Annotated in this window: 37 protein-coding genes and 1 pseudogene; 2 read left to right on the top strand and 36 right to left on the bottom strand. The window is 34.5% G+C overall.

Annotated elements, in window-relative coordinates; translation table 11 throughout:
* Window positions 1-68 precede the first annotated feature (68 nt).
* Both fabG and WBP_RS02240 read left to right on the top strand, forming a co-directional pair.
* The gene (gene fabG, locus WBP_RS02245) at window positions 69-803 is read left to right on the top strand and encodes a 3-oxoacyl-[acyl-carrier-protein] reductase (RefSeq protein ID WP_011256509.1); all 735 of its coding nucleotides are present in this window, start codon (window positions 69-71) and stop codon (window positions 801-803) included.
* 102 nt (window positions 804-905) lie between these two features.
* The gene (locus WBP_RS02240; RefSeq protein ID WP_041571444.1) at window positions 906-1247 is read left to right on the top strand and encodes a TrbC/VirB2 family protein; all 342 of its coding nucleotides are present in this window, start codon (window positions 906-908) and stop codon (window positions 1245-1247) included.
* A gap of 25 nt (window positions 1248-1272) precedes the next feature.
* On the opposite strand, the gene WBP_RS02235 is transcribed toward WBP_RS02240, so the two are convergent.
* The 36 genes and pseudogenes from WBP_RS02235 to rpsL all read right to left on the bottom strand — a co-directional run bounded on the left by WBP_RS02235 (window position 1273) and on the right by rpsL (window position 23666).
* Window positions 1273-2553, bottom strand: coding sequence for a M48 family metalloprotease (locus tag WBP_RS02235; RefSeq protein WP_167895927.1), 1281 nt, complete (start codon window positions 2551-2553; stop codon window positions 1273-1275).
* A 71-nt stretch (window positions 2554-2624) separates the two neighbouring features.
* Window positions 2625-3278 (bottom strand): 3,4-dihydroxy-2-butanone-4-phosphate synthase, encoded by a 654-nt coding sequence (gene ribB, locus WBP_RS02230; protein ID WP_167895926.1) that lies wholly within the window; start codon window positions 3276-3278, stop codon window positions 2625-2627.
* Between the two features lie 3 nt (window positions 3279-3281).
* Window positions 3282-3776, bottom strand: coding sequence for a transcription elongation factor GreA (greA, locus tag WBP_RS02225; RefSeq protein WP_011256512.1), 495 nt, complete (start codon window positions 3774-3776; stop codon window positions 3282-3284).
* Window positions 3777-3784: 8 nt separating this feature from the next.
* Window positions 3785-5326: a F0F1 ATP synthase subunit alpha gene (atpA, locus tag WBP_RS02220; protein WP_167895925.1), complete on the bottom strand. Its 1542-nt coding sequence runs from the start codon at window positions 5324-5326 to the stop codon at window positions 3785-3787.
* Window positions 5323-5883: an ATP synthase F1 subunit delta gene (gene atpH, locus WBP_RS02215; RefSeq protein ID WP_167895924.1), complete on the bottom strand. Its 561-nt coding sequence runs from the start codon at window positions 5881-5883 to the stop codon at window positions 5323-5325. Before atpH ends, atpA begins: the two co-directional genes overlap by 4 nt.
* Before the next feature lie 23 nt (window positions 5884-5906).
* Window positions 5907-6258, bottom strand: a pseudogene (locus tag WBP_RS02210) (YraN family protein).
* Between the two features lie 18 nt (window positions 6259-6276).
* Window positions 6277-6705: a 50S ribosomal protein L17 gene (gene rplQ / locus WBP_RS02205; protein WP_167895922.1), complete on the bottom strand. Its 429-nt coding sequence runs from the start codon at window positions 6703-6705 to the stop codon at window positions 6277-6279.
* Window positions 6706-6712: 7 nt separating this feature from the next.
* Window positions 6713-7780 (bottom strand): DNA-directed RNA polymerase subunit alpha, encoded by a 1068-nt coding sequence (locus tag WBP_RS02200; RefSeq protein ID WP_167895921.1) that lies wholly within the window; start codon window positions 7778-7780, stop codon window positions 6713-6715.
* Between the two features lie 21 nt (window positions 7781-7801).
* Complete coding sequence (gene rpsK / locus WBP_RS02195) at window positions 7802-8188, bottom strand: 30S ribosomal protein S11 (RefSeq protein WP_167895920.1); 387 nt, start codon at window positions 8186-8188, stop codon at window positions 7802-7804.
* 21 nt (window positions 8189-8209) lie between these two features.
* Window positions 8210-8578 carry a 30S ribosomal protein S13 gene (rpsM, locus tag WBP_RS02190; protein ID WP_167895919.1) on the bottom strand — a complete coding sequence of 123 codons (369 nt, stop codon included), beginning with the start codon at window positions 8576-8578 and terminating at the stop codon, window positions 8210-8212.
* Between the two features lie 59 nt (window positions 8579-8637).
* Window positions 8638-9288 (bottom strand): adenylate kinase family protein, encoded by a 651-nt coding sequence (locus WBP_RS02185; RefSeq protein WP_167895918.1) that lies wholly within the window; start codon window positions 9286-9288, stop codon window positions 8638-8640.
* The gene (gene secY / locus WBP_RS02180) at window positions 9285-10613 is read right to left on the bottom strand and encodes a preprotein translocase subunit SecY (RefSeq protein WP_011256521.1); all 1329 of its coding nucleotides are present in this window, start codon (window positions 10611-10613) and stop codon (window positions 9285-9287) included. Before secY ends, WBP_RS02185 begins: the two co-directional genes overlap by 4 nt.
* Window positions 10614-10616: 3 nt before the next feature.
* Window positions 10617-11087 carry a 50S ribosomal protein L15 gene (gene rplO, locus WBP_RS02175; RefSeq protein ID WP_011256522.1) on the bottom strand — a complete coding sequence of 157 codons (471 nt, stop codon included), beginning with the start codon at window positions 11085-11087 and terminating at the stop codon, window positions 10617-10619.
* A 3-nt stretch (window positions 11088-11090) separates the two neighbouring features.
* On the bottom strand, window positions 11091-11603 hold the full coding sequence (gene rpsE / locus WBP_RS02170) for a 30S ribosomal protein S5 (protein WP_011256523.1): 513 nt from the start codon (window positions 11601-11603) through the stop codon (window positions 11091-11093).
* 12 nt (window positions 11604-11615) lie between these two features.
* Complete coding sequence (gene rplR, locus WBP_RS02165) at window positions 11616-11987, bottom strand: 50S ribosomal protein L18 (protein WP_011256524.1); 372 nt, start codon at window positions 11985-11987, stop codon at window positions 11616-11618.
* Window positions 11988-11992: 5 nt separating this feature from the next.
* Window positions 11993-12538, bottom strand: a complete 546-nt coding sequence (gene rplF / locus WBP_RS02160) for a 50S ribosomal protein L6 (RefSeq protein WP_167895917.1) — start codon at window positions 12536-12538, stop codon at window positions 11993-11995.
* A gap of 16 nt (window positions 12539-12554) precedes the next feature.
* Complete coding sequence (gene rpsH, locus WBP_RS02155; protein ID WP_011256526.1) at window positions 12555-12950, bottom strand: 30S ribosomal protein S8; 396 nt, start codon at window positions 12948-12950, stop codon at window positions 12555-12557.
* Window positions 12951-12971: 21 nt separating this feature from the next.
* Entirely contained in the window at window positions 12972-13280 is a 309-nt protein-coding gene (gene rpsN, locus WBP_RS02150) for a 30S ribosomal protein S14 (RefSeq protein ID WP_167895916.1), read from the bottom strand.
* 16 nt (window positions 13281-13296) lie between these two features.
* A complete protein-coding gene (rplE, locus tag WBP_RS02145; protein ID WP_167895915.1) occupies window positions 13297-13830 on the bottom strand; it encodes a 50S ribosomal protein L5 in 534 nt (177 codons plus the stop codon).
* A gap of 6 nt (window positions 13831-13836) precedes the next feature.
* A complete protein-coding gene (gene rplX, locus WBP_RS02140) occupies window positions 13837-14154 on the bottom strand; it encodes a 50S ribosomal protein L24 (RefSeq protein WP_167895914.1) in 318 nt (105 codons plus the stop codon).
* Window positions 14154-14513, bottom strand: a complete 360-nt coding sequence (gene rplN / locus WBP_RS02135; protein WP_011256530.1) for a 50S ribosomal protein L14 — start codon at window positions 14511-14513, stop codon at window positions 14154-14156. The genes rplX and rplN overlap by 1 nt, the downstream gene beginning before the upstream one ends.
* A gap of 9 nt (window positions 14514-14522) precedes the next feature.
* On the bottom strand, window positions 14523-14756 hold the full coding sequence (rpsQ, locus tag WBP_RS02130) for a 30S ribosomal protein S17 (RefSeq protein ID WP_011256531.1): 234 nt from the start codon (window positions 14754-14756) through the stop codon (window positions 14523-14525).
* Window positions 14749-14952, bottom strand: a complete 204-nt coding sequence (gene rpmC / locus WBP_RS02125) for a 50S ribosomal protein L29 (protein ID WP_167895913.1) — start codon at window positions 14950-14952, stop codon at window positions 14749-14751. The genes rpsQ and rpmC overlap by 8 nt, the downstream gene beginning before the upstream one ends.
* Before the next feature lie 11 nt (window positions 14953-14963).
* Entirely contained in the window at window positions 14964-15377 is a 414-nt protein-coding gene (gene rplP / locus WBP_RS02120; RefSeq protein ID WP_011256533.1) for a 50S ribosomal protein L16, read from the bottom strand.
* An 11-nt stretch (window positions 15378-15388) separates the two neighbouring features.
* A complete protein-coding gene (gene rpsC, locus WBP_RS02115) occupies window positions 15389-16009 on the bottom strand; it encodes a 30S ribosomal protein S3 (RefSeq protein WP_011256534.1) in 621 nt (206 codons plus the stop codon).
* 39 nt (window positions 16010-16048) lie between these two features.
* Window positions 16049-16399 carry a 50S ribosomal protein L22 gene (gene rplV, locus WBP_RS02110; RefSeq protein ID WP_167895912.1) on the bottom strand — a complete coding sequence of 117 codons (351 nt, stop codon included), beginning with the start codon at window positions 16397-16399 and terminating at the stop codon, window positions 16049-16051.
* 5 nt (window positions 16400-16404) lie between these two features.
* Complete coding sequence (gene rpsS, locus WBP_RS02105; RefSeq protein WP_011256536.1) at window positions 16405-16689, bottom strand: 30S ribosomal protein S19; 285 nt, start codon at window positions 16687-16689, stop codon at window positions 16405-16407.
* Between the two features lie 3 nt (window positions 16690-16692).
* On the bottom strand, window positions 16693-17517 hold the full coding sequence (rplB, locus tag WBP_RS02100; protein WP_167895911.1) for a 50S ribosomal protein L2: 825 nt from the start codon (window positions 17515-17517) through the stop codon (window positions 16693-16695).
* A 1-nt stretch (window position 17518) separates the two neighbouring features.
* The gene (locus tag WBP_RS02095; RefSeq protein ID WP_011256538.1) at window positions 17519-17806 is read right to left on the bottom strand and encodes a 50S ribosomal protein L23; all 288 of its coding nucleotides are present in this window, start codon (window positions 17804-17806) and stop codon (window positions 17519-17521) included.
* Window positions 17803-18417, bottom strand: a complete 615-nt coding sequence (gene rplD, locus WBP_RS02090) for a 50S ribosomal protein L4 (protein WP_011256539.1) — start codon at window positions 18415-18417, stop codon at window positions 17803-17805. The genes WBP_RS02095 and rplD overlap by 4 nt, the downstream gene beginning before the upstream one ends.
* Window positions 18418-18419: 2 nt before the next feature.
* Window positions 18420-19145 carry a 50S ribosomal protein L3 gene (gene rplC / locus WBP_RS02085; protein WP_167895910.1) on the bottom strand — a complete coding sequence of 242 codons (726 nt, stop codon included), beginning with the start codon at window positions 19143-19145 and terminating at the stop codon, window positions 18420-18422.
* Entirely contained in the window at window positions 19142-19507 is a 366-nt protein-coding gene (gene rpsJ, locus WBP_RS02080) for a 30S ribosomal protein S10 (RefSeq protein WP_011256541.1), read from the bottom strand. Before rpsJ ends, rplC begins: the two co-directional genes overlap by 4 nt.
* On the bottom strand, window positions 19507-20706 hold the full coding sequence (gene tuf, locus WBP_RS02075) for an elongation factor Tu (RefSeq protein WP_167895909.1): 1200 nt from the start codon (window positions 20704-20706) through the stop codon (window positions 19507-19509). The genes rpsJ and tuf overlap by 1 nt, the downstream gene beginning before the upstream one ends.
* A gap of 11 nt (window positions 20707-20717) precedes the next feature.
* Complete coding sequence (fusA, locus tag WBP_RS02070; RefSeq protein WP_167895908.1) at window positions 20718-22784, bottom strand: elongation factor G; 2067 nt, start codon at window positions 22782-22784, stop codon at window positions 20718-20720.
* A gap of 21 nt (window positions 22785-22805) precedes the next feature.
* Window positions 22806-23285, bottom strand: coding sequence for a 30S ribosomal protein S7 (rpsG, locus tag WBP_RS02065; protein ID WP_011256544.1), 480 nt, complete (start codon window positions 23283-23285; stop codon window positions 22806-22808).
* A gap of 6 nt (window positions 23286-23291) precedes the next feature.
* Window positions 23292-23666, bottom strand: a complete 375-nt coding sequence (gene rpsL / locus WBP_RS02060) for a 30S ribosomal protein S12 (protein WP_011256545.1) — start codon at window positions 23664-23666, stop codon at window positions 23292-23294.
* Window positions 23667-24025 lie beyond the last annotated feature (359 nt).

The following is a 24025-nucleotide window of genomic DNA, read 5'->3' as shown; positions in this document are numbered from 1 at the left end:
TAAATTTATGCAGAGATCTATTGCCAATCAGTCAATATTCTGTTAGTAGTCAGGAAAATAAAATTACCATGTTTAGATTAGAAGGCAGAAAATTCCTAGTTACCGGTGCATCAGGTGGAATAGGGCAGGCAATTGTAAAAACTATGCATAAAGCTGGAGCAATTCTATGCGTTTCTGGTACAAAAAAAGAAACCCTAGAAGGAGTTGCTAAACTATATGAAAAAAATATTTATATACTTCCTTGTAATTTATTAAATACTGAGGAAGTAAACCAGCTAATAAATAGAGCAAGTAAGTTGATGGGAGGCTTAGATGGGCTTGTATGTAATGCAGGCGTTACACAGGATAGTTTATTACTGAGAATGACAGATGAAGCATGGCAAAAAGTGGTTGATATTAACTTAAGTTCTACATTTAAACTCAACAGAGAAGCATATAAGAAACTAACTAAAAATAATTGGGGAAGAATTATAAATATTTCCTCAATAATAGGGCTGACAGGAAATGCTGGGCAAGCAAATTATGCAGCGTCTAAGGCTGGCATCATAGCTATGAGCAAATCTATAGCAAAAGAAGTTGCAAGCCGCAATATAACAGTAAATTGCATTGCTCCTGGGTTTATGGACACTAAGATGACTAAAATTTTAACTGAAGAACAAAAGAAAAAAATATTAGATAATATTCCAATGAAAAGAATGGGAACAGGAGAAGAAATAGCAGCAGGAGTTCTGTTTTTAGCAAGTGATGAGGCAAAATACATCACAGGACATGTGCTTAATATTAATGGTGGTTTATTTATGTAGTAACACCTTATGTATAGACAAGCCATAAATTTTACTTTAAAATAAATATATGTAAACTAAAATTGTCTTTATTAAGCTAGTTTATTATTTGAAGGGAAAAAAATGAACTCTATAACAAAAAAATTTTTTAGTGTTTTATGTGTAGTATTGCTTTTCTCTTTCTCAGGCTATGCAGTTACCACTGGCTCTGGTGTAGATGATACAACTGCCCAAGTAATATGTAATATTATTGGGTATGTTTGGGGGATAGGTGGTCCACTCATGACAGTAGTAATAATTGGTGCGTCTTTGCTTGCAATATTTGGCAGAATGCCTTGGCCAGCTCTCTTTGCTTTAGGTATGTTTTGCGGTGTATTTTTTGGTGCTAAGGCAATCATAATGAACATCATGCCTAATGTAAGTGATAATGTAAAAGTCATGTTGGAAAAGTGCGGAACAAAGTAACCTCTAAAAGTAAAGGCGGTTTTTACTATTCATTGAACCGTTTCATATCTTCAATTTGCAACAAGTAGGGGCTATCTTTTGGTAAATTTCTAACAGCTAACTCAGCATACTTTACAAATTGCTTTAAATTACCTTCAATACAAGCCTTCTTTGTTAAAGCAAAATAATGCATTGCTATATTAGCATCGCACTTATATGCAATGCCTAAATGTTTCCAGACAAAAGCATTGTTCGGTTCTACGCTTACAATTTGCTCTAGATGAAAAATTGCTTTCTTTATATCACCATACAATAATAAAGCATGGGATAATGCAAGTTTTACTAAGTAACTGTTTTTCTCAGATAAATACCTGAGTGATTCTTCATACATTTTTACTGCTTCATTTAAATTTCCAGTCTTGTACAGCATTTCTGCTTTTAATTCATATAAGTACGGATCATTGCTTGACTCTTGAATCAGCGAATTAACTTTAGCAATAGCCTTTTTTATCTTTCCTTGCCTGTAGTAAATTACAGCACTCACATACTCAGAATTATCTTCATACTTATTAGATAACACATGGATAGGAGAAAAGAACGAGTCTAGCTTTGCAACCATACGTTTAAACCTTAATAATTTGTCTACAAGAATTGGTTTTACTTCGTTCTTAACCTTATAATTCTGTACAGCAAATATGCGCTTACTACTAAGTGGATGAGTGCGGAAATACCCTTCAGCATTTTCATGTTCAATACCTCTAAAGTAGTCAAAAACCTCTTTCATACCTAAATTATCATAGCCAGATTCATCAAGGTACTTCAAAGCATAGCTATCTGCTACACTCTCTTGCTCTTGAGAATAGTTAAAAAACAGCCTTGAACTTAGCGTCATACCACTAAGCAAAATTGCGCTAGCAATCTGAGGATTAATGATAATAGTAGAAATCAGCCCTACTATATAACTAACTATTGCTATCGATTGAAAGTAACCCACAGCACTACTCATTTGTGATATATGACCAGCAGATATATGAGCAATCTCGTGTGCCAATATGCTAAGCAGAGCGTAAGGTTCGGTCGAATATTGCAAAAGCCCTAAGTGAATAAAAATGCTATTATTATTAATTACGAAAGCATTGATCGAATTATCATTAATTATAAAAACTCTTATCCAGTTATCATCAATACCTGCAGCAGAAAATAAGGGGTGTGCTAGCTCTTTTACCACTGCCTCCACTTCACTATCTCTAATAACACTAATAGAGTAAGCGCTATTGCAATATACAAAAAAGAACAATAGGATAAAAAACTTAGCAACTTTAAACATGAGAATTCTGTACTTGTATAGTTAGCAGGAATCTTATATTTTAACACTTAAATTATACAAATTTATAAACGCTAGCTTAGTTTTTTAATGTAGCGTATAAGTTTATCGATGGTAGTTAACTTAATATTATGTTGTTCAGCAAATTTAAGCAATTCAGGCAAGCGCATCATAGAACCGTCATCATTTACTAATTCACACCCTACAGCTGCGTGATTATAGCCAATTAACTTTGCTATTTCAACACTTGCCTCAGTATGACCATTACGTACTAAAACCCCACCATCGTTTGCAATAATAGGAAAAACATGACCAGGAGTAATAATATCATCTTGAGTACTTTTTCCGTCAATAGCAGTAAGTATCGTATGCGTTCTATCATGAGCAGAAACACCAGTTGCAATACCATAACGTGCATCGATCGATGTAGTGAATGCAGTATGAGGAGTAAGCTTTTCATCTATATTACTTCTTCTCATAAACTCAAGACCAAGCCTACCCATATGAAGCCTTGTCATAGCTAGAAATACAATGCCAGTACCATACCTAACCATAAAAGCCACATGCTCTGGCTTTAGTTTTTCAGCTAAGACGATCAGATCACCTTCATTTTCTCTATTCTCATCATCAACTAAAATAAACAACTTACCAAAACGAGCATCTTCTAACACATCTTCCACAGAAGAAATGCCGGGTAGACTTATTGATGCATACGTGGCCTGTACCATAATTTACTTAAATTCAATCTTAACTATTTTATACAATTTCTCTCCGCTTGGCACTGTCACTTCCACGTATTCACCAACTTTTTTGCCGATTAAAGCACTACCCAAAGGTGAACTAGTAGATATCAACTGTTTTGAAACATCAGCCTCGTACTCACCTACAATTTTATAAATATATTCTACTTCACTATCATCGTCATTTAACATGCTCAATGTTACAGTTGCACCAAACATTACTGAATCACCGGACAAGTTTTTCACTTCTATTATTTCTGCATGTGAAAGCTTGTTTTCTAATTCCATTATACGACCTTCAATAAAACCTAACCTTTCCCGTGCAGCATGATACTCCGCATTTTCGGATAAATCACCTTGATCACGAGCATCAGAAATAGCTTGTATAATGGAAGGTTTTTCTTCCTTTAATTTCTCAAGTTCAGCTTGTATATGTTCAAAACCTTCTCTTGTTATAGGAAACTTTTTAATAATGGATGAAGACATAACACTACCTAAACGCCATTAAATTGAGCAACAAAATTACTCACAATATTGAAAATATCATCTTTTATATCATCACTCATACTGTCTGACAACTTTTTTAAAACTTCAGGGTACGTAGTATGAAAATAATTAATAAGGTCATATTTGAATTTATTGATGTCACTTATTTGTATTCTACTTAACTGATCATACAGGTTAGAAAAAATGTACATCAGAACTACTTGCTCTTCCACTGGCATAGGTAAATGCTGTTTCTGCTTTAATAGCTCAACAAGATATTTACCCTTATTTAAAGACAATTGAACACTAGCATCAAGATCAGAACCAAACTTTGCAAAATCTTCTAATTCTCTATATTGAGCTAAACTTAACTTTATAGAACCAGCAACTTTTTTGACGGATTTCAATTGCGCAGCAGAACCAACCCGTGAAACTGATAAACCTATATTTACCGCAGGGCGAAATCCTTTATGAAACAATTCAGACTCGAGAAAGATTTGTCCATCGGTGATCGAAATCACGTTAGTTGGAACATATGCAGATACATCACCAGCTTGAGTCTCAATAATTGGCAAAGCAGTTAGAGATCCTCGTCCTTTCTCATCAGACATTTTAGCAGCCCTTTCAAGCAAACGGGAATGCACATAGAATATATCTCCAGGATAAGCTTCACGACCAGGAGGACGTCTCAGCAGTAAAGACATTTGCCTATATGCTACAGCATGCTTAGATAAATCATCATATACCACCAAGCAATGCATCCCATTATCACGGAAAAATTCTCCAATAGTGCAACCAGCATAAGGAGCCAAAAACTGCATAGGTGCACAGTCAGATGCACTAGCCACAACTACAGTGGTATATTCTAATGCTCCACTTTCTTTTAGCTTATTTACTACTTTTGCCACAGTTGAAATTTTTTGTCCAATAGCAACATAAACGCAGTAAACTTTCTGATTTTCGTCTACTTCATCATTAATCTTCTTTTGATTAACAATAGTATCAAGCGCAATAGTAGTTTTACCGATTTGTCTATCGCCGATAACTAATTCACGCTGCCCTCTACCTATTGGAATCAGCAAATCTATAATTTTAATTCCTGTTTGCAGGGGCTCATGTACAGATTTACGGTCAACGATACCCGGTGCTTTAGATTCCATATCCATTCTGTTCTTAGATCTAATCTCCCCACTGTTATCTATAGAATGGCCCAATGCATTTACAACTCTTCCCAATAACTCATGCCCTACAGGCACTTGCATAACATCACCACTGCATTTTACAGTATCCCCTTCTTTCACGTCACGGTCATTACCAAGTACTACTATTCCAGCTGTATCATGATCCAAATCAAGCACTATTCCTTCTACACCACTTGTAAAAAATACCTTTTCACCGAATTTTGCTTTTTCAAGCCCATAAACCAATGCAATACCATCAGTCACTGAAATCACTTCACCTATATTTTCCTTTTTTATAGGGTTATCAAATGCCTCAACCTTCTCTCTTATTATATTTACTATCTCAGAAGTATTTATACTATTTTTCATATAAAATTCCTTGTTTTTAATATTTCCACTTTACTTAAATCAACTAACCTATCTAAGTAACTTTTCAACGAAGCATCAATTAAATTAAAACCATACTTGACTATAAAACCACCTAGTATAGAAGGGTCAACCGCATTGTCCACTCTTACTATTTTACCAAGAAAGCTCAAAGATTCAGTAATTATTTTTATATTGGATTCGCTTAAAGTTTCCGCTGACTTTATAGTAATTTCTAATTCATTCTCACTTTCTCTTACAAGAGTTAAGAACTTTTCTAATACAGAGATTAATAAATTAGAGCGCTTATTTGCAAATATAACTGCAATAAATTTCATTAAACTCTCACTCAAGTGTTCATTTACAGAAAATATTACTTCTTTTTTGCGTGCAAAAGAAATCATAGGATGGGATAGGTATATAAAGACATCATGTTGACTTTTAAAAAAAGCTAACAAAAATTCCACTTCTTTTCTTACAACACTTAGCTTATTCTCTGAGACAAGAAACAGCGCTCTAGCGTAAGATGAAACTAAATTATTGTATTGGGTCCTTTTCATACTAAATTATCTATATAAACCTTTCACTCTTCAAGCCAAGCATTTTTTATATAGGCAGGCCCTCTTTGTTAAGGAAAGGAAGCATAAATCATATCTGATTGGATAATCTAAAAAACTAAGCTTCTCACTTAGGAAATATTTAGAGGAGTTTACAATAGATTGATACTGAAGATAAGATATTAATATATCTTCTTCAAGCAGGCTTGCTTTAACTTCTATAAAAATCAGCTCTTTTTTTTTAGATACAATTAAGTCAATTTCACTAAACTTACAACAATAACAGTGTTTTATAACATAATACCATTTCAACTTCAAATATAATAAAATTAATAACTCACCAAAATAACCTACAAAACAGTGCAATCTACTCACCATAAGAAACTATGATAATAATTAACTTTTCGTCGCTACTTCATTTTTCTCTTTATTTTTATCACAAACCTTACCTTTTGCTGTAACATCCCTATTAACTAGTTCTATTACTGCCATTGAAGCACAATCACCCTTTCGAGTACTAAATTTCATTACTCTAGAATAACCACCTTTACAACCTTGATAACGGTTAGCTAAAACATTTAGCAACTTATCAACTACCAATTTATTATTATGAAGGCGCGAAAGTAGTAGCCTTCTACCATGTAAAGTATTCTTATTCTTAGCAATCGTAATAAACTTTTCCACATACGGACGAAGCTCCTTAGCCTTCGGTAAAGTAGTTATAATCTGCTCATGATTAATTAATGAAATAGATAAATTCTTTAACATCGATAATCTATGTTCAGTACAACGAGATAGCTTACGTTTTTTTATTTTATGTTTCATATATCACCTAATCTTCATCAGTATGTTGCCTAGCCAATTCATCTATGTCCTTAGGTGGCCAATCTGGTATATCCATACCCAAAGATAAGCCAAAATTATTTAAAACCGCCTTAATTTCATTTAAAGACTTTCTCCCAAAATTAGCAGTTCTTAACATTTCACTTTCTGTCTTTTGTACAAGATCACCTATATAAGTAATATTTTCATTCTTTAAACAATTATGAGACCTAACAGATAACTCCATTTCATCTACTTTACGCAATAAGATAGGGTCATAACCCAAATCTTTATAACCACTAGGCGAAGAAGCCTGTGATTTTTTATAACTTATATCAGAGCTAATAAAAGGCTGAAGTTGCTCCTGCAATATCCTTGCAGCAGAGTCAACAGCTTGACTCGGAGAAATTGTACCATCAGTTTCAACTGACAATATCAATTTATCCTTATCAGTAACTTGACCAACACGACTATTTTCTACTCTATACGAAACTCTGTTTATAGGACTATATAAAGCATTAACCGGAATAAAACTAATTAGATCCTGCTCATTCATAGGCTTCAAAAATTCATTTTCCTTATATTTAGTTACGGGAAGGTAACCTTTTCCGCTAGCCACATATATAGTCATGTTGAGCTCTACATCCTGTCCCAGTGTACATATCAGCAGATCTTTATTAACAATAGAGCACTGATCATCAGTTTCTATCATCCCAGCTAATACCTGACAAGGCCCTTTAGCACTCAAGCTTAGGCATTTATTAGAAGTGCCATTTAATTTACACCTCAACATACCCATATTCAATACTATATCAGTCACATCTTCTCTTACTCCTTGAATTGAAGTAAATTCATGAGTTATACCATCAATTTTTATCCCATAAACAGCACTACCTATAAGAGAAGACAACATTACACGCCTTAATGCATTACCTAATGTTAAAGCAAAACCACTTTCCAATGGTTCTAGCACTATATCACCCTTTTCACTTGAGTCACTTGATACTACTTTCATTGAATTAGGCTTAGTTAATTTATCTAAACTGTCAAAAACAGAAATACCGTCGTCATAATACATAAAATAACCTTTTCAAATATCTTATACCCTTCTTTTTTTTCTTAACCTACATCCATTATGAGAAATTGCAGTCTTATCTGCAATTGAGGTAACTGTTAACCCGCAGCTCTGAAGTGCTTTAACTGCAGCCTCGGTACCAAAACCAGGGCCACGAATTATTATAGAAACAACCTTCATACCAAATTTCTCTATCGCAGTTTTTGCAGCAACCTCTGAGGCTTTACCCGCAGCATAAGGTGTAGACTTTCTTGAGCCTGAAAAACCATGTGCACCTACGGAAGTTTGGTACAGAGTGTTACCTTGAACATCAGTCACATTTATGAAAGTATTATTAAAAGTTGCACGAATGTGAATAACCCCAGTAACAAACTTCTTTGCGCTTTTACCAACCGTTCTGACCTTTTTCATTAAAACTCACAATAATAAATTTCATTCTTTTCCAGCAATAGGCAAACGAGATCTACCTTTACGAGTTTTAGCATTGGTATGAGTCCTTTGCCCCCTTACAGGTAAACCTTTTCTGTGTCTCACTCCCCTATAGCACCCCATCTCTACTAAAGACTTTATATTCATAGCCACTTCTTTTCTGAGATCACCCTCTATAGAATAATTTTGCCTAATGAAGCTGTTGATTTTTTCTATATCTTTATCTCGCAATTCCGAAACACGTTTACTCTTGTCAATCCCGCAAGCATGGCAAATTATATTTGCAGTAGAAATACCTATACCATATATATAAGTTAATCCAAAAGGAATACATTTCTTTACTGGAACATTTACACCTGCAATACGCGTCACTGATACTCCGATATTTTATTAATAATAATTCTTAATTTATATCATAAAACAACTCAGAGTCAAACTAAACTGCAAGAAATTTTACTTTCAATCTCTTGTTTTACCTGATCAACATTAAGATTAGCGTCAATCATTAATAATTTATCTCTGTAATACTCACGTAGACTCTTTACTTGGACGTGATATTCGCCTATTCTTCTATCAATTGCAGATAAGTCAGAATCATCAATTCTCTTTTCTAGTCTTGCACTTTTACATCTCGTACAAACAAGATTATTATCATCTTTGAAAGAAGATGTACTGTATACACTTTTACAGTCCAGGCACACGAGACGATTTTTTAATCTGTCAATTGCTACCTTATCGTTAAGCTGCAATTCAATTACGATATCCACATCTCTATTATATCTCTCCCGCAAAACCTGAGTTAAGAAATGAGCTTGATTTAGATTTCTTGGAAAACCGTCGAACAAAAAATTATCATCCATCAATGCAAGCTGGTCATATAATAATTCACATATAACTCCATCTTGAATTAAATTACCAGATTCTACAGTATCTTTTATTTTTTTGCCTAATTCACTACCACTAGATATAATATTCCTCAATAAATCCCCTACTGAAATTAACTTTAAGTTATACCTTTCTATTAACAAGCTTGACTGAGTGCCTTTACCGGAACCAGGAGGACCAAAAATTGTAATAATCATCTTAATTTCTTTGTTTTAGACTCATATTTTTTTATCCAGCTATCATATCTATTCGAAAAGATATAGGATTGTATTTGCATAATAGTATCAGTAGTAACATTAACTATAATCAACAAGCTCGTCCCACCAAAAATAAATGGCATATCATAATAATATCTCATAACTTCAGGCACAGTACATATGACCACCAGATATGCGGAACCAATAAAAGTTAATTTAAAAACTATATCTTGAAGGTAATCAGAAGTGTGTTTTCCTGGTCTTCTACCAGGTATAAAACCACCATTTTTTTTAAGAAAATCTGCATTTTCTTCTGGATTAAATATAAAATTAGTATAGAAAAAGTTAAAAAACACTATAAGCGCTAAATAAGCTGCAATATAAACTACTTTGTTTGCCATAAAGTAGTTTAAAATAAAATCAGAAAAAGCATGCCCCTTATAGAAGTTTGCAATTGAAACAGGCGTTAATAAAATCGCATTGGCAAAAATAGTAGGTATTACACCAGATAAATTAATCTTTAACGGGATATAAGTAAAGTCGTCACTATGCAATCTTTTAAACTGCTTTTTAGGATACTGAACAGTGACTTTCCTATAAGAAGATTCTACAAAAATAATTAAAAGTAGCAGTAAAAAAAATAACACAAAAACAAAAAGGATAATAAGCAACGACATGCTACCGTTTTTATTTAATGTTAACAGGAAGGAAAAAGCATTGTGCAACTCTGATATTATACCTGTGAAGATGATTAATGAGATACCATTACCTATACCACTAGCGCTGATTTGCTCACCAAGCCATATTAGAAACATTGTTCCACCCAAAAGGCTGAAAATACCCACTGTACGAAACATAACACCAGGTTCGATTACAACTAATGTTCCTTCCCTGTTCATTCTTTCTAACCCAATCAGAATAGTAACTGATTGAAATATACAAAACACTATGGTCATATAACGTATGTAGGAATTCATCCTTCGACGTCCTAATTCTCCGTCATTTTTAACTTCATTAATTCCTTTAACGGCAGAAGATAATAATTGCATAACTATAGATGCAACTATATATGGCATAACATTCAATACTAAAATGGTCATCCTAGCTAATGCCCCACCCGAAAATAGATTAAATACTCCAAAAATACCAGCACCTTCTTTAGGGAATATATCATTAATTATATCAAGATTAATTCCAGGAATAGGTACATAAGTACCTAAACGATAACAAATTAAAGCTATTAGCGTAAAAAGCATACGCCTTAATAAATCACCTTTATATAATAAAGCAGGATCTAAACTATTAAACGCTGACTTGCTGCCCATTACTTATGATAGTATTTCCACACTACCACCAATTGAAGTTACAGATTTCTTTGCAGCTTCTGACGCAAAGTCAACATGAAATACACATCTCTCATTTAGCTTACCTTTATTAAGAAGCTTAATTTTATCTTTGATAGATTTTATAAAACCTAATTTATGCAGTATCTCCTTATCTATAACAGAGTTTTTTTCTATTTTTTTAGCCTCTATTAAGCGCTGCACATCACCAACATTAATTATAGAACATATGTTTCTACGTATGGGATTAAAACCTCTTTTAGGTAAACGTGTATATATAGACTGTTGTCCACCTTCAAATCCATTTATAGAGGTACCGCTTCTAGCCTTCTGCCCTTTATGTCCCCTACCAGATGTTTTACCTTTACCACAACCAATACCTCTACCTATTAATTTAGGCTTTTTTTTCTTCGATAATTCAGTAAATATAGAGTTTAACTTTATAGCATTATTCATACTTTACCTATTTCCGACTACCTCGCTAATCTTTTTACCCCTTTTGCTCGCCACTTGACGAGGAGATAACATATTATCAAAGGCCTTAAATACTGCACATATAACGTTATGAGGATTATTTGACCTAGTAGATTTAGCTACTACATCTTTTATGCCCAACACCTCAAAAACTGACCTAATCGCTCCCCCAGCAATAATGCCTGTTCCAGCTCTAGCTGCTCTTAAAACTATTTCACCAGAGCAAAATTTAGCCTTAATATCATGGTGCAAAGTTCTACCTTCACGTAAATACACTCTAATCATCGATTTTTTTGCAGCATTTACAGCTTTTATCCTTGCTTCAGCAACTTCTGCATGCTTACCCATTCCACATCCCACTCTACCCTTCTCATCTCCAACAACAACCAAAATTGAAAATGAGAACCTCCTACCACCTTTGGTGACTGTTGTTACTCTCCGTACTGAAACTAAAAGCTCTGACCAATCATTATTATTTTGGAAATTCTTTATAGTCATATTTAAAATATTCTAAAATTTAAATCCAGAGCTTCGTAAGGCTTCAGCAAACTGAGAAACCAACCCTGTATATTTATATGCTCCACGGTCAAATACCAATTTTTGTTCTAACTTCATATTAGATAGGCGTTCAATCATTAAAGAAGAAACCTGCTTTATAGTTTCAGTATTGATCCCCCTTTTACATACATCCTTAATTTTAGCATCCAAAGTAGAAACAGAAGTGAGAGTTACTCCTTTTTCATCATTGATTAACTGAGCATAAAAATGCCTATTAGATTTAAATATGGATATACGTAAACGCTTAACACCACTGTTGAGCTTCTTTCTATTACGTAAATTCCTCTTCTCAGAATTACTTAAAAAATTATACAACCTTCTCATCTTAATTACTTCTTTTTACTCACAACTTTACGCAACATAAACTTGCCTTTTATTACAATACCTTTACCTTTATAGGGGTCATATTTTCTAATTTTGCATATATCAGATGCTATCACATAGACCTTTTGCTTGTCCATACCATTAACCACCAAGTGAGTTGGCTTTATACACTTAATTTCAACATCTTTAGGCACTTTATACTTAATATTATGGCTATAACCAAGATATAGAGTCAAATACTTACCATCACACTCTGCTTTGTATCCAATACCGTTAATCTCAAGATCAACAGAAAAACCATTAACTATACCATTAATAATATTATTAATATTACTTCTATAAGTGCCCCATATAGGTTTTATCTCATTGTAACCATCTTTGCCTTGATCAACAGAAAGCACTAACTGGTTATCAGTAACCTGACACACAATATCACTACATAGCCTAAGCTCTTTTTCCGCCTTAGCACTTTTTATTAACACCTTACCATCATTACATTCAACTGAAACACCAGCAGGAATATTGATAGGTGCTGCACCTATACGAGACATAAATTTCTCCTATTACTTAAAATACACGACACAAAATTTCTCCACCAAACTTTAACTTATGTGCATCGTAATCAGTCATCACTCCCTTGGATGTAGATATAATAAAAATACCAAGTCCATTATATGCTTTAGAAATATCCTTGTACTTAGAATAACAACGACACCCTGGCTTCGATACTCTAACTATATCACTAATTACAGGTGATCTCTCATAATACTTTAATTTTACAACGAAAGATGGTATATTACCCACAACCTCTTTTTGGTAATCAAGAATATATCCTTCATCCTTTAAGATCTTTAGTATAGAAGAATTTACCTTAGAGAACAAAACTCTTGTCGTCTTATGCATCGCCAATTGAGCATTACGTATCCTTGCTAAAAAATCGCCAATACTATCAGATAATGCCACAATATACTCCCTATATTATACTTACCAACTAGACTTTGTGATCCCTGGAATTTTCCCAAAAGAACACAAACCACGTAAAACAATTCTACATAAACCAAATTTTCTATATACTCCTCTTGGCCTTCCAGTTAAAGCACATCTATTTCTAATTCTGATTTTAGAAGAATCTCTAGGTAATTCTTTTATTAACTTATTTTGAGCTGCAAACCTCTCGCCAATAGGTATACTCTTATTGTTTATTATAGACTTCAATCTTTCTCTTTTCTCTCCATATTGATCACATAATTTTATTCTACGAAGATTTCTCTGTACTATAGATTTTTTTGCCATATATCTCTTCTCTTAACTAATCAAAAAAGGGAAACTTAAAAGCTAGCAATAACTCTTTCGCTTCTTTATCACTGGCTGTACTTGTTACAATATTGATGTCCATACCTCTAATTTTACTTATTTTATCGTAATCTATTTCCAAAAATGAGATATGTTCTTTTATACCAAAAGAGAAATTACCATTACCATCAAATTGTTTCACACTAAACCCTCTAAAATCTTTTTCTCTCGGTAAAGCAACATATATCAACCTTTCTAAAAATTCATACATTTTATCTCTACGTAAAGTTACTTTACAACCTACTGTAGCACCTTTTCTTATCTTGAAACCAGAAATGGACTTCTTTGCAAATGTCGATACAGGTTTTTGTCCTGCAATTAAATATAGATCATCAAATGGTTCATTTATTGCTTTATTGTCTGTAGCAGCACCTCCAACACCCATATTAATACACACTTTGACAAGCTTAGGTACCTGCATTATATTGCCATAGTTGAACTTATCCTTTAAGGATTTTACTATGCTATCTCTATACAATTCCTTAAACATACCAACCTAGCCTATTACTTCTCCAGAAACTTTTGCAAAACGTACTTTTTTACTATCTATAACTTTAAACCCTACTCTAGTTGGAGCTTTATACTTAGGATCCAATATTGCAATGTTAGATATATCAATAGCTAATTCTTTATTTATTATACCGCCACTACTACCAGCTTTTGGCTTAGCATGTTTCTTGTGCACATTTATTCCAGAAATAACTGCCTTTCTTTTAGCACTACATGTTACAATTTTGATTACTTTACCAATTTTGCCTCTATCTCTACCAGTTAAAACTATAACATCATCACCACTTCTTATTTTTGCACTCATTATAAAACCTCAACAGCTAATGACATTATCTTCATAAAAGAACCAGAAGGCAGCTTCTTTACCGGGCCAAATACTCGAGTACCAAGCGGTTCACCTTGATTATTAACTAAAACTACAGCATTGCTAGAAAAACGAATTACAGAGTTATCAGACTTTCTAATACAGTTTTTCACTCTAACAACAACCGCTCTATATACTTTTCCCTTTTCGACCTTCCCCTTTGGGTTAACAGACTTAGTGGACACAACAATTGTATCACCTATGGATGCAGATTTTCTACCACCCAACAAGCCAATACAGAGCACTTCACGCGCACCAGAATTATCAGCTACTTCTAATAATGTATTTTTTTGAATCATGCAAATACCTTATTCCACTCGAACAATAACCCATTTTTTAGTAGCAGAAATGGGCCTATGCTCTTGTATAAAAACCTTATCCCCTTCTTTACAACTATTATTTTCATCATGCACTGTGTACTCTTTATACCTCTTTATAACTTTCTTGTACAGTTTATCTTTATACACCCGTAATACTGAAACCTTCACAGTTTTATCACATTTAGCTTTAGTTACAACACCACAAAAAACCTTCTTAGGCACTCTTTCCCTCTATTCTTCTTTCATTTAATACAGTTAAAATACGGGCTATACTCTTTCTTATCAAGCTAAAACGAGAAATATTATTACACTGCCCTAACTTTTTTTGAAAAATCAAATTAACAAATTCCTTCCTCAAATTTACAAGAATTTCATGCAACTCTTGTGAGGACTTTGATCTAATATCAGCTATATCCACTGTAACTCCACTTAACTATAATTAGATATAAACTTACACTTTACAGGAAGCTTAGCCATTGCCTTTTCAAGTGCTAACTTTGCTAAATGCATGGGAACGTCGCTGCTAATTTCAAATAATACCCTACCAGGCTTAGCTTTAAACACCCAAAATTCAACACTACCTTTTCCTTTACCCATCCGCACATCTGTTGGTTTTTTACTAATAGGAGTATCAGGAAAAATTCTTATCCATATTTTACCAGAACGTTTCAATGTTCTAGATATCACACGTCTCACAGTCTCAATATGCTTAGACTGAACCCTACCTGCTTCTATAGTTTTTAAGCCATAATCTCCAAAAGACAATGTGCTACCACCCTTTGTATTACCCTTAATTCGCCCTTTAAATACCTTTCTATATTTACTCTTTTTTGGTACAAACATTTCAACACACCTTAATTAACAATATAAACCCAAACTTTAACTCCTATAATACCATATATAGTTTTCGCTTCACAAAAAGCATAATCTATATTAGCACGTAAAGTATGCAAAGGCAAACGACCTTCTTTATACCATTCAGTACGAGCTATCTCAGCTCCACCAAGACGCCCAGAACAACCTACTTTAATACCCCCACCTCCCATTCTTAAACAACTTTGAATGGCCTTTTTCATTGCCCTTCTAAACGAAACCCTTTTTTCTAGCTGTTGTGCGATGCTGCTTGATATTAAAGCCGCATCTATCTCAGGCCTTTTGATTCCCACTACATTTACTTCCACACTATTTTTTACTTTTTCAGCTATTTTTTGTTTTACCTTTTCAATATCCAAGCCTTTTTTACCTATGATCACCCCAGGTCTAGAAGAATGTATCGTCACAGACAATAAATCAACTTTGCGCTCTATAATTATTTTGGAAAGACCAGCATGCTTAAAAGACTCATTTATGTAACTGCGAATAAATAAATCCTGATGCAATTTCTCTTTGTAATCTTTATTAGCATACCAAACAGAATCCCAGGTATTATTATTTATTTTTAACCTGAACCCTATAGGGTTAACCTTTTGTCCCATATTTTTACACTTTCTTCACTAATTTTTTACTCTTACAAATCATACTATTTGCCTTAATTTTATAGTTATATTACTATAATGCTTACTAACTCTATTAGCTCTACCCATAGCTTTTGGACATATTCTACGTAAAGTAAAGGACTTGCCTATTGAAATTTCTTTTATATACAAATTATCGATATCCAATCCATAATTGTATTGAGCATTGGCAATTGCAGAATTTAGTACCTTTCCTATAAGGCCAGCAGCCTTTTTTTCGCAAAATCTTAATTGCACAGTAGCAAAAGAAACTTTTTTATTACGTACCAAATCAGCAACCAAATTTAACTTACGAGGAGTCGACCTTAAAATCCTAGAACTAGCTCCAATTATTGGATCCATGCTTTTCATATCAACTACCTTCTTACCGCCTTTTTATCACCATTATGCCCAGCAAATTTACGAGTAGGTGAAAACTCACCAAACTTGTGGCCTATCATATTCTGATCATTAACACTGACAGGGATGTAATCCTTGCCATTATAAACAGCAAATTTTAAACCCAAACAATTGGGAAGAATTACAGAAGCCCTAGAATGAATTTTTATCACCTTATTAATAGAGCCCTGTTTTAAAGCTCTATTTACCAACCTTAACACAGAAGGATGACAAAAAGGCGGTTTCCATGCAGATCTACTCATAAACTAACCTTTTAATTGCTTTATATACTTATCACTAAACTTATTTTTTTTTCGAGTTTTCTTTCCTTTTGTTGCAACACCCCAAGGAGTAACAGGATGACGCCCACCAGAAGTTTTTCCTTCTCCACCACCATGAGGATGATCTACCGGATTCATAGCAACTCCACGAACAGTAGGCCTAACTCCCAACCACCTACTTCTCCCAGCTTTACCCAATTTTCTGTTTTTACGATCAGGATTAGACACTACACCAATAGTAGCCTTACAAGAAGACAAAACTAACCTAACTTGACCAGACCTTAACCGCAACAAAACATAATTGCCATCACGACCAACAACTTGTGCATAACAACCGGCAGCTCGAGCAATTACAGCACCACTACCTGGCTTCAACTCAACACCGTGAACAAAAGAACCAATAGGTATACCCTTCAACGGCAAACAATTGCCTGGCAATATGTCAATGTCACTTCCTGACATTACAATATCACCGGGCTTTATGCCTTGTGGAGCTAATATATAAGATTTGGTGTCATCACACTTATATGACACCAACGCTAAAAACCCACTTCTATTTGGGTCATATTCTATTTTTTCAACTACACCCTGATCATTTCTATTACGTTTAAAATCTATAATCCTATACTTCTTTTTGTGACCACCACCTTTATGACGAATTGTTATTCTACCATTATTATTTCTTCCACCACTAGACTTTTTACCAAACGCAAGAGACTTTTCTGGCTTACCTCTTGATAAACCTATCTTACTTACTAATACAGTTCCACGAGACGATGGGGTAACAGGATTAAGAAATTTTATACCCATATTAAACACTCATTATATCCAATTTTTGACCATCCATTAAAGAAAAATATACTTTCTTTTTTTTTTTTTCATAACCAACCACACCCTTAAAGCGTCTATACTTAGGCTTAACTCTAACAACGTTTATAGAGGAAACTTTAACATTAAACAAAGACTCTATTGCCGACTTTATTTTATGCTTATTCACATTTACAAAAACATACAAAGAATATTTATTAAATTTCTCCCTCAAAAAAGAAGCCTTTTCTGTGATTATAGGACACTTTACTATATTATTATATTTAATCATAACAACCTACCTTCAAGATATCTTAAAGCATCACTCGTTAACATTATGCATTCATGATTTAATATATCAAAAACATTCAATCCGATAGGCTTGATCAAGTTTACATAGTGCAGATTTCTAGCAGCACGCAGCAAACTATCTTCATAATCGCCGACTATCAAAAAAGAAGAAAATTTAAAATTTTGAATATACTTACACATTTCAGACGTTTTCTTCACATTAATATTTAAATTATTAAGAATAATTACTTGATTATTTAAGTATTTTAGAGATAAAGCAACTTTCAAACCAAATTTACGTACTTTTTTATTAAGAGAATAAGCATGACTTCTAACAATAGGGCCAAAAATAACTCCACCACCTCTAAACTGAGGAGACCGTAAACTTCCTTGTCTTGCCCTACCGGTGCGTTTTTGACTATAAGGCTTAGCTGTTGTACCAGAAACATCACTAATGCCTTTTACTTTATGAGTACCAGCTCTTCTTTTTGCTAATTGCCACCTGACTATATCATGCAAAATACTCAATTTTTGCTCAACAGAAAATATTAAAGGGTTAAGCTGAGTAGTACCCACGTCATTATTAGATAGATTTACTAATTTACATTCCATAACTAACTTACCAAACTACTAGCATTATCGTCACTTACATCTAACAGCAGACCTACCGGAAAAGGAACATCCTTATGTAAAGGCTTTTTAATTGCATCTTTAACAAAAACGTAAGAATTTTTAAATCCAGGAACATTATTACCTTTCACAACAATTGTACTATTTCCATGATCAATGGATAATATTTCCATATTCTGTACAGTTACTCTACTACTACCTAAATGACCAGCCATTCTCTTTCCTTTAAACACTCTACCAGGATCCTGACATTGACCAGTGGAACCTTGTGACCTATGAGCAATAGAAACGCCATGAGATGCCCTGAGCCCACAAAAATTATGTCGCTTCATTACACCAGCAAATCCCTTACCTATGGAATAACTTGTAATATCAAGATATTGACCAACTACAAAATGATTAACACCAACTTTTTTACCACATTCTATTCCTGAAAGGTCGCTTAATCTGCTCTCATACAATTTACATCTATTACTTATTCCCATCTTCTTTAAATATTCTAACTGTGGTTTTGCAATATTTTTAAAATTCCCAATACCTAAAATAACTGAATTATAGCCACACTTATCTTGCCTTCTCACATCAACAATATAAGTTTCGCTGAGATGTAATAAAGTCACAGCTACGCGACTATTATTAGAATATATAGCAGTATGACCAATATTTGTCATTAACAAACCAATTCTCCTTAGCAAACTTATTCTCTTCATTTCTCTTTCCTAAATTTAACTCTCTTGATCTTTAAATAAATTTCTACGCCAGGAGGAGGAGGAGGAAAAAAAGATGAATCTCCAAGCATCTGCATCATAGCAGGAGTAAGACCATGTAAAACAATCAACCGCCCAGAAGTCCTCTGTTCAAATTGCTCACGAGATTTTTTATCAACATGAGGAGATCTATTAAAGTCAAATTTAGAATTCCTTCTTCGTAATGCAACAGGACCTGACAACTCTGCACTAGAATGCTTAAACTTGTCTTTAAATCTACGAACAAACTCTTTAACATACTTCTCTAACTTTAAACAATCAAAAGCTCTACTTATAATATATGCAACTTGCTCTACTTCAGCCACTATACCCACTCCAAAATTTCAGAAACAACACCAGAACCAACAGTTCTACCTCCTTCTCTTATTGCAAAGCGCAATCCCTTATCCATCGCTATCGGTACTTGCAATTCTACCTCTATACTTACATTATCTCCAGGCATTACCATCTCTTTCCCTTCTAGCAATTTTATACTTCCCGTCACATCTGTCGTCCTCAAATAAAATTGTGGCTGGTAATTCGCAAAAAATGGTGTGTGCCTTCCTCCCTCTTCTTTCTTTAATATGTAAACTTCTGCCTTGAACTTCCTGTGCGGCGTTATTGTTCCTGGTTTTGCTAATACTTGTCCCCTCTCTACTTCTTCCCTCTTCGTCCCTCTTAGCAATATCCCCACATTTAACCCTGCACTTCCTTTTTCTAGCAATTTCTTAAACATTTCCACACCAGTGCATGTTGTCTTCTGTGTAGCTTTCAGACCTATTATCTCTATCTCATCACCTATCTTTATCTCCCCTTTTTCTATTCTTCCTGTTACTACCGTTCCACGTCCCGATATCGAAAATACATCTTCAATCGGCAATAGGAACGGTAAATCTACAGATCTTGGTGGCACTTCTACATAATCATCCAACCTCTCCATTAATTTGTCTATTGACTTCTTCCCATATTCACCTTCATCATCCTCCAGCGCTTTCAATGCAGATCCAATTACCACTGGAACTTCATCACCTGGAAACCCATATTTACTCAGCAATTCTCTCACTTCCATTTCTACCAAACCTATCATATCAGGATCGGATACATCAGCTTTATTTATATATACTACAATATACCCAACACCAACTTGCTTCGCGAGTAATATGTGCTCTCTCGTTTGCGGCATAGGCCCATCAACTCCCGATACTACCAATATCGCCGCATCCATCTGCGCTGCACCTACTATCATGTTCTTCACATAGTCAGCGTGCCCAGGACAATCAACATGTGCATAATGTCTCTTCTCCGTTTGATATTCAACATGTGCTGTTGCAATCGTTATTCCTCTTTTCCTCTCTTCTGGTGCCTTATCTATTTGATCATACGCTACAAAATTTCCATAATGCTTTGTTATTGCTGCTGTCAATGTTGTCTTCCCATGGTCCACATGTCCTATCGTTCCTACATTGACATGCGGCTTCCCAAATGCTTCCACTACTTGCGCTGTAGCTTCTACTGCTGTTGTCATAATCGTTACCCTTAATTATACTTTAACTCATTGACCACATACTGTGGTACTTGTTCATAACAAGAAAAATGCATGCTATATTGAGCTCTTCCTTGAGACATAGAACGCAAAACATTTATATAACCAAACATACTTGCAAGAGGCACTAAAGCAAGAATTATAGTGCTATTATTATGTGTCTCCATACTTAAAACCTGTCCCCTCCTACTATTTACATCGCCCATAATATCGCCCATATATTCCTCAGGTGTAATAATCTCAACTTTCATTATAGGCTCTAACATTTTTGGGCCAGCCTTACTTGCCATTTCTTTAAAAGCACCCTTAGCAGCTAGCTCAAAAGCCAAAGGGCTTGAATCAACTTCGTGAAAAGCACCATCAATAAGAGTAGCCTTAAAATCAATAACCGGAAAGCCAGAAACCATACCTCCTTCTTTTATCAATTCCAGACCATTTTGTACACCAGGAATATATTCTTTTGGAATTGCACCACCTACAATTTTACTTTCAAATTGAAATCCAGAACCAGCCTCAAGAGGCTCAAACAAAATCTTTACTTTAGCAAATTGACCAGCACCGCCTGATTGCTTCTTATGCGTGTAATCAATTTCAACAGATTTAGTAATAGTCTCACGATATGCAACTTGAGGAGCGCCAATATTGACATCAACGTTAAATTCACGCTTTACTCTATCAGTAATGATTTCAAGATGTAACTCGCCCATACCTTTTAATATAGTCTGACCATTTTCTGCATTCACTGACATTCTTAAAGAAGGATCTTCTGCAACTAACCTACTTAAAGCAATACCCAACTTCTCCTGATCTGAAGTAGTTCTAGGTTCTACAGCAATTTCAATAACAGGTTCAGGAAATTCCATACGTTCTAACAATATAGGAAAATCAGATGAACATAAAGTATCACCAGTGATTGCTTTCTTCAATCCCACTAAAGCAACTATATCCCCAACTTTAGCTTCATTTATATCTTCCCTATTGTTTGCATGCATAAGTAACATTCTACCAATTCCTTCAGTCTCATTTTTTCCTGCATTTAACACAGTAGATTTAGACTTTAACTTACCGGAATAAATACGAATAAACGTTAAGCTACCCACAAATTTATCTGTCATCACCTTAAATGCAAGAGCAACAAATTTCTCTTTTTCTGAAGGTTTAACCTTAATTTTCTTTTCTAAATCCTTAGGATCGGCCCCAACAACTTCATCAACATCAACAGGAGAAGGTAAAAAATCAACTATACTGTCTAAAAGTGGTTGCACGCCTTTATTTTTAAATGCTGATCCACACAACACAGGAACAAATGCTCCTTTGATAGCTCCACTTCTCACGCATCTTTTCAACAAATCTACTGGCAAGTCGTTAGATTCAAAGTAAGCATTCATTGCTTCATCATCCATTCCAGCAGCAGTATCTAATAAAAGATTTCGATACTCTTGAGCCTTATCAAGTAAATCAGAAGGAATATCTTCATAAGAAAATTTAGCACCTAATGTCTCTTCTTCCCATATAATGGCTTTCATAGAAATTAGATCAACTACACCTTTAAAATCTTTTTCACTCCCTATTGGTAGCTGAATGACTAAAGGTACTGACCCAAGCTTACTCTTTATCATATTAACACATCGATAAAAATCGACTCCTATTCTATCCATCTTGTTAATAAAACAGACACGAGGAACACTATACTTATCAGCTTGACGCCAAACAGTCTCAGATTGAGGTTCAACTCCCGCAACTCCATCAAATACAGCAACTGCACCATCTAAAACTCTTAAAGACCTTTCGACTTCAATAGTAAAGTCAACATGCCCGGGAGTGTCTATTATATTGATTCTATAACCATTCCAAAAACAAGTTGTTGCAGCAGACGTGATTGTAATACCACGTTCTTTTTCTTGCTCCATCCAATCCATAGAAGCTGCACCATCATGCACTTCACCAATTCTATTTTGCTTACCAGTATAAAATAAAATACGCTCTGTTGTGGTAGTCTTACCAGCATCTATATGAGCCATTATACCTATATTTCTGTATTTGGATATATCAATTTCCATATTACCATCAATTAGCTAATGTTAAAAACGAAGATGAGAAAAAGCCTTGTTAGCTTCAGCCATTTTATATTTTTCTTCACACATCTTAAATGCACCGCCGCGTTTATTATATGCATCCAATATTTCAGAGCACAAACACTTAAAAAACCCTTTTCCACTTTTTTTTCGCATAGCAGAAGCTGATTTAACAATCCACCTCAACGCCAAAGAAACAGCTCTATCTTTTTTAACTTCAACAGGCACTTGATAAGTTGCACCACCAATACGACGGGAACGCACTTCTACAGAAGGTGTAACATTCTCCACTGCCGTTTCAAAAATTGACACTCCTCTTTCATTCACCTCTTTTTCAGCTGAAGACAAAGCATTATAGACAATTTTTTCTGCAACGGATTTTTTACCATATTTCATGATTACATTAATGAAACGCATCAGCAAAACACTATCGTAACGCGAATCGGGACTTATTTTTCTCTTCCTTGCTTTATTTCGACGAGCCATAAAACCTTAACTAGATTTTTTTACACCATATTTTGAACGAGCCTTTTTGCGATTTTGTACACCACGCAGATCAAGAGCACCTCTTATTATATGATAACGCACACCTGGTAAATCTTTAACCCGACCACCACGTATTAAAACAACAGAGTGCTCTTGTAAATTATGGCCTTCACCAGGTATATAAGCTGTCACTTCACCATACCCACTAATTCTTACTCTAGCCACTTTACGTAGTGCTGAGTTAGGCTTCCTAGGGGTTGTAGTGTACACTTTAGTGCAAACACCTCTTCTCTGGGGGTTGCTTTTCCCCAAGGCTGGTACCTTCTTCTTACAGGACAATTTCAATCTGCCCTTACGTACCAATTGATTTATCGTAGGCATATGTTAAAAACCCAAGCTCATTAAAATAACTTAAGTTCTAGTTATAAAATAATAAACCTCAATAGTCAATATAAAAATAAACATTACTATTCTAATAATTCGAGCTTACTAAATTCTTAATAACAATAGATTCCTTGTGTAATTATTATTTGAGAAAAAAGCTTAGCGTATGATCAGAAAAAAAGAACCTGCTCAGATAACAGAGTTCTATATAGATCGACCCTGTTGTGAATCTGCATCCTTGCTCCTTTCAACTTGTTCTGCAAAAGATGTCTCCTGCTCACTAGTATACTGAAAGTGGCTTAGGCAATTTCATGCACAACAGCAGTAACTGCAGTCAAGAACGCTTTCACAATAAT

Origin of the sequence: Wolbachia endosymbiont of Brugia pahangi (assembly GCF_012030695.1) — a bacterium.
GTDB lineage: Bacteria > Pseudomonadota > Alphaproteobacteria > Rickettsiales > Anaplasmataceae > Wolbachia.
Note: the sequence above shows the minus strand (reverse complement) of the source record. Positions and strands in the feature narration are given on the sequence as shown.

What these genes read in the sequence shown, in the direction of transcription:
- fabG (WP_011256509.1), top strand. Translation starts at nt 69, where the DNA reads ATGTTTAGATTAGAAGGCAGAAAATTCCTAGTTACCGGTGCATCAGGT.
- WBP_RS02240 (WP_041571444.1), top strand. Translation starts at nt 906, where the DNA reads ATGAACTCTATAACAAAAAAATTTTTTAGTGTTTTATGTGTAGTATTG.
- WBP_RS02235 (WP_167895927.1), bottom strand. Translation starts at nt 2,553, where the DNA reads ATGTTTAAAGTTGCTAAGTTTTTTATCCTATTGTTCTTTTTTGTATAT.
- ribB (WP_167895926.1), bottom strand. Translation starts at nt 3,278, where the DNA reads ATGGTACAGGCCACGTATGCATCAATAAGTCTACCCGGCATTTCTTCT.
- greA (WP_011256512.1), bottom strand. Translation starts at nt 3,776, where the DNA reads ATGTCTTCATCCATTATTAAAAAGTTTCCTATAACAAGAGAAGGTTTT.
- atpA (WP_167895925.1), bottom strand. Translation starts at nt 5,326, where the DNA reads ATGAAAAATAGTATAAATACTTCTGAGATAGTAAATATAATAAGAGAG.
- atpH (WP_167895924.1), bottom strand. Translation starts at nt 5,883, where the DNA reads ATGAAAAGGACCCAATACAATAATTTAGTTTCATCTTACGCTAGAGCG.
- rplQ (WP_167895922.1), bottom strand. Translation starts at nt 6,705, where the DNA reads ATGAAACATAAAATAAAAAAACGTAAGCTATCTCGTTGTACTGAACAT.
- WBP_RS02200 (WP_167895921.1), bottom strand. Translation starts at nt 7,780, where the DNA reads ATGTATTATGACGACGGTATTTCTGTTTTTGACAGTTTAGATAAATTA.
- rpsK (WP_167895920.1), bottom strand. Translation starts at nt 8,188, where the DNA reads ATGAAAAAGGTCAGAACGGTTGGTAAAAGCGCAAAGAAGTTTGTTACT.
- WBP_RS02185 (WP_167895918.1), bottom strand. Translation starts at nt 9,288, where the DNA reads ATGATTATTACAATTTTTGGTCCTCCTGGTTCCGGTAAAGGCACTCAG.
- secY (WP_011256521.1), bottom strand. Translation starts at nt 10,613, where the DNA reads ATGGGCAGCAAGTCAGCGTTTAATAGTTTAGATCCTGCTTTATTATAT.
- rplO (WP_011256522.1), bottom strand. Translation starts at nt 11,087, where the DNA reads ATGAATAATGCTATAAAGTTAAACTCTATATTTACTGAATTATCGAAG.
- rpsE (WP_011256523.1), bottom strand. Translation starts at nt 11,603, where the DNA reads ATGACTATAAAGAATTTCCAAAATAATAATGATTGGTCAGAGCTTTTA.
- rplR (WP_011256524.1), bottom strand. Translation starts at nt 11,987, where the DNA reads ATGAGAAGGTTGTATAATTTTTTAAGTAATTCTGAGAAGAGGAATTTA.
- rplF (WP_167895917.1), bottom strand. Translation starts at nt 12,538, where the DNA reads ATGTCTCGTATAGGTGCAGCACCTATCAATATTCCTGCTGGTGTTTCA.
- rpsN (WP_167895916.1), bottom strand. Translation starts at nt 13,280, where the DNA reads ATGGCAAAAAAATCTATAGTACAGAGAAATCTTCGTAGAATAAAATTA.
- rplE (WP_167895915.1), bottom strand. Translation starts at nt 13,830, where the DNA reads ATGTTTAAGGAATTGTATAGAGATAGCATAGTAAAATCCTTAAAGGAT.
- rplX (WP_167895914.1), bottom strand. Translation starts at nt 14,154, where the DNA reads ATGAGTGCAAAAATAAGAAGTGGTGATGATGTTATAGTTTTAACTGGT.
- rplN (WP_011256530.1), bottom strand. Translation starts at nt 14,513, where the DNA reads ATGATTCAAAAAAATACATTATTAGAAGTAGCTGATAATTCTGGTGCG.
- rplP (WP_011256533.1), bottom strand. Translation starts at nt 15,377, where the DNA reads ATGTTTGTACCAAAAAAGAGTAAATATAGAAAGGTATTTAAAGGGCGA.
- rpsC (WP_011256534.1), bottom strand. Translation starts at nt 16,009, where the DNA reads ATGGGACAAAAGGTTAACCCTATAGGGTTCAGGTTAAAAATAAATAAT.
- rplV (WP_167895912.1), bottom strand. Translation starts at nt 16,399, where the DNA reads ATGAAAAGCATGGATCCAATAATTGGAGCTAGTTCTAGGATTTTAAGG.
- rpsS (WP_011256536.1), bottom strand. Translation starts at nt 16,689, where the DNA reads ATGAGTAGATCTGCATGGAAACCGCCTTTTTGTCATCCTTCTGTGTTA.
- rplB (WP_167895911.1), bottom strand. Translation starts at nt 17,517, where the DNA reads ATGGGTATAAAATTTCTTAATCCTGTTACCCCATCGTCTCGTGGAACT.
- WBP_RS02095 (WP_011256538.1), bottom strand. Translation starts at nt 17,806, where the DNA reads ATGATTAAATATAATAATATAGTAAAGTGTCCTATAATCACAGAAAAG.
- rplD (WP_011256539.1), bottom strand. Translation starts at nt 18,417, where the DNA reads ATGGAATGTAAATTAGTAAATCTATCTAATAATGACGTGGGTACTACT.
- rplC (WP_167895910.1), bottom strand. Translation starts at nt 19,145, where the DNA reads ATGAAGAGAATAAGTTTGCTAAGGAGAATTGGTTTGTTAATGACAAAT.
- tuf (WP_167895909.1), bottom strand. Translation starts at nt 20,706, where the DNA reads ATGACAACAGCAGTAGAAGCTACAGCGCAAGTAGTGGAAGCATTTGGG.
- fusA (WP_167895908.1), bottom strand. Translation starts at nt 22,784, where the DNA reads ATGGAAATTGATATATCCAAATACAGAAATATAGGTATAATGGCTCAT.
- rpsG (WP_011256544.1), bottom strand. Translation starts at nt 23,285, where the DNA reads ATGGCTCGTCGAAATAAAGCAAGGAAGAGAAAAATAAGTCCCGATTCG.
- rpsL (WP_011256545.1), bottom strand. Translation starts at nt 23,666, where the DNA reads ATGCCTACGATAAATCAATTGGTACGTAAGGGCAGATTGAAATTGTCC.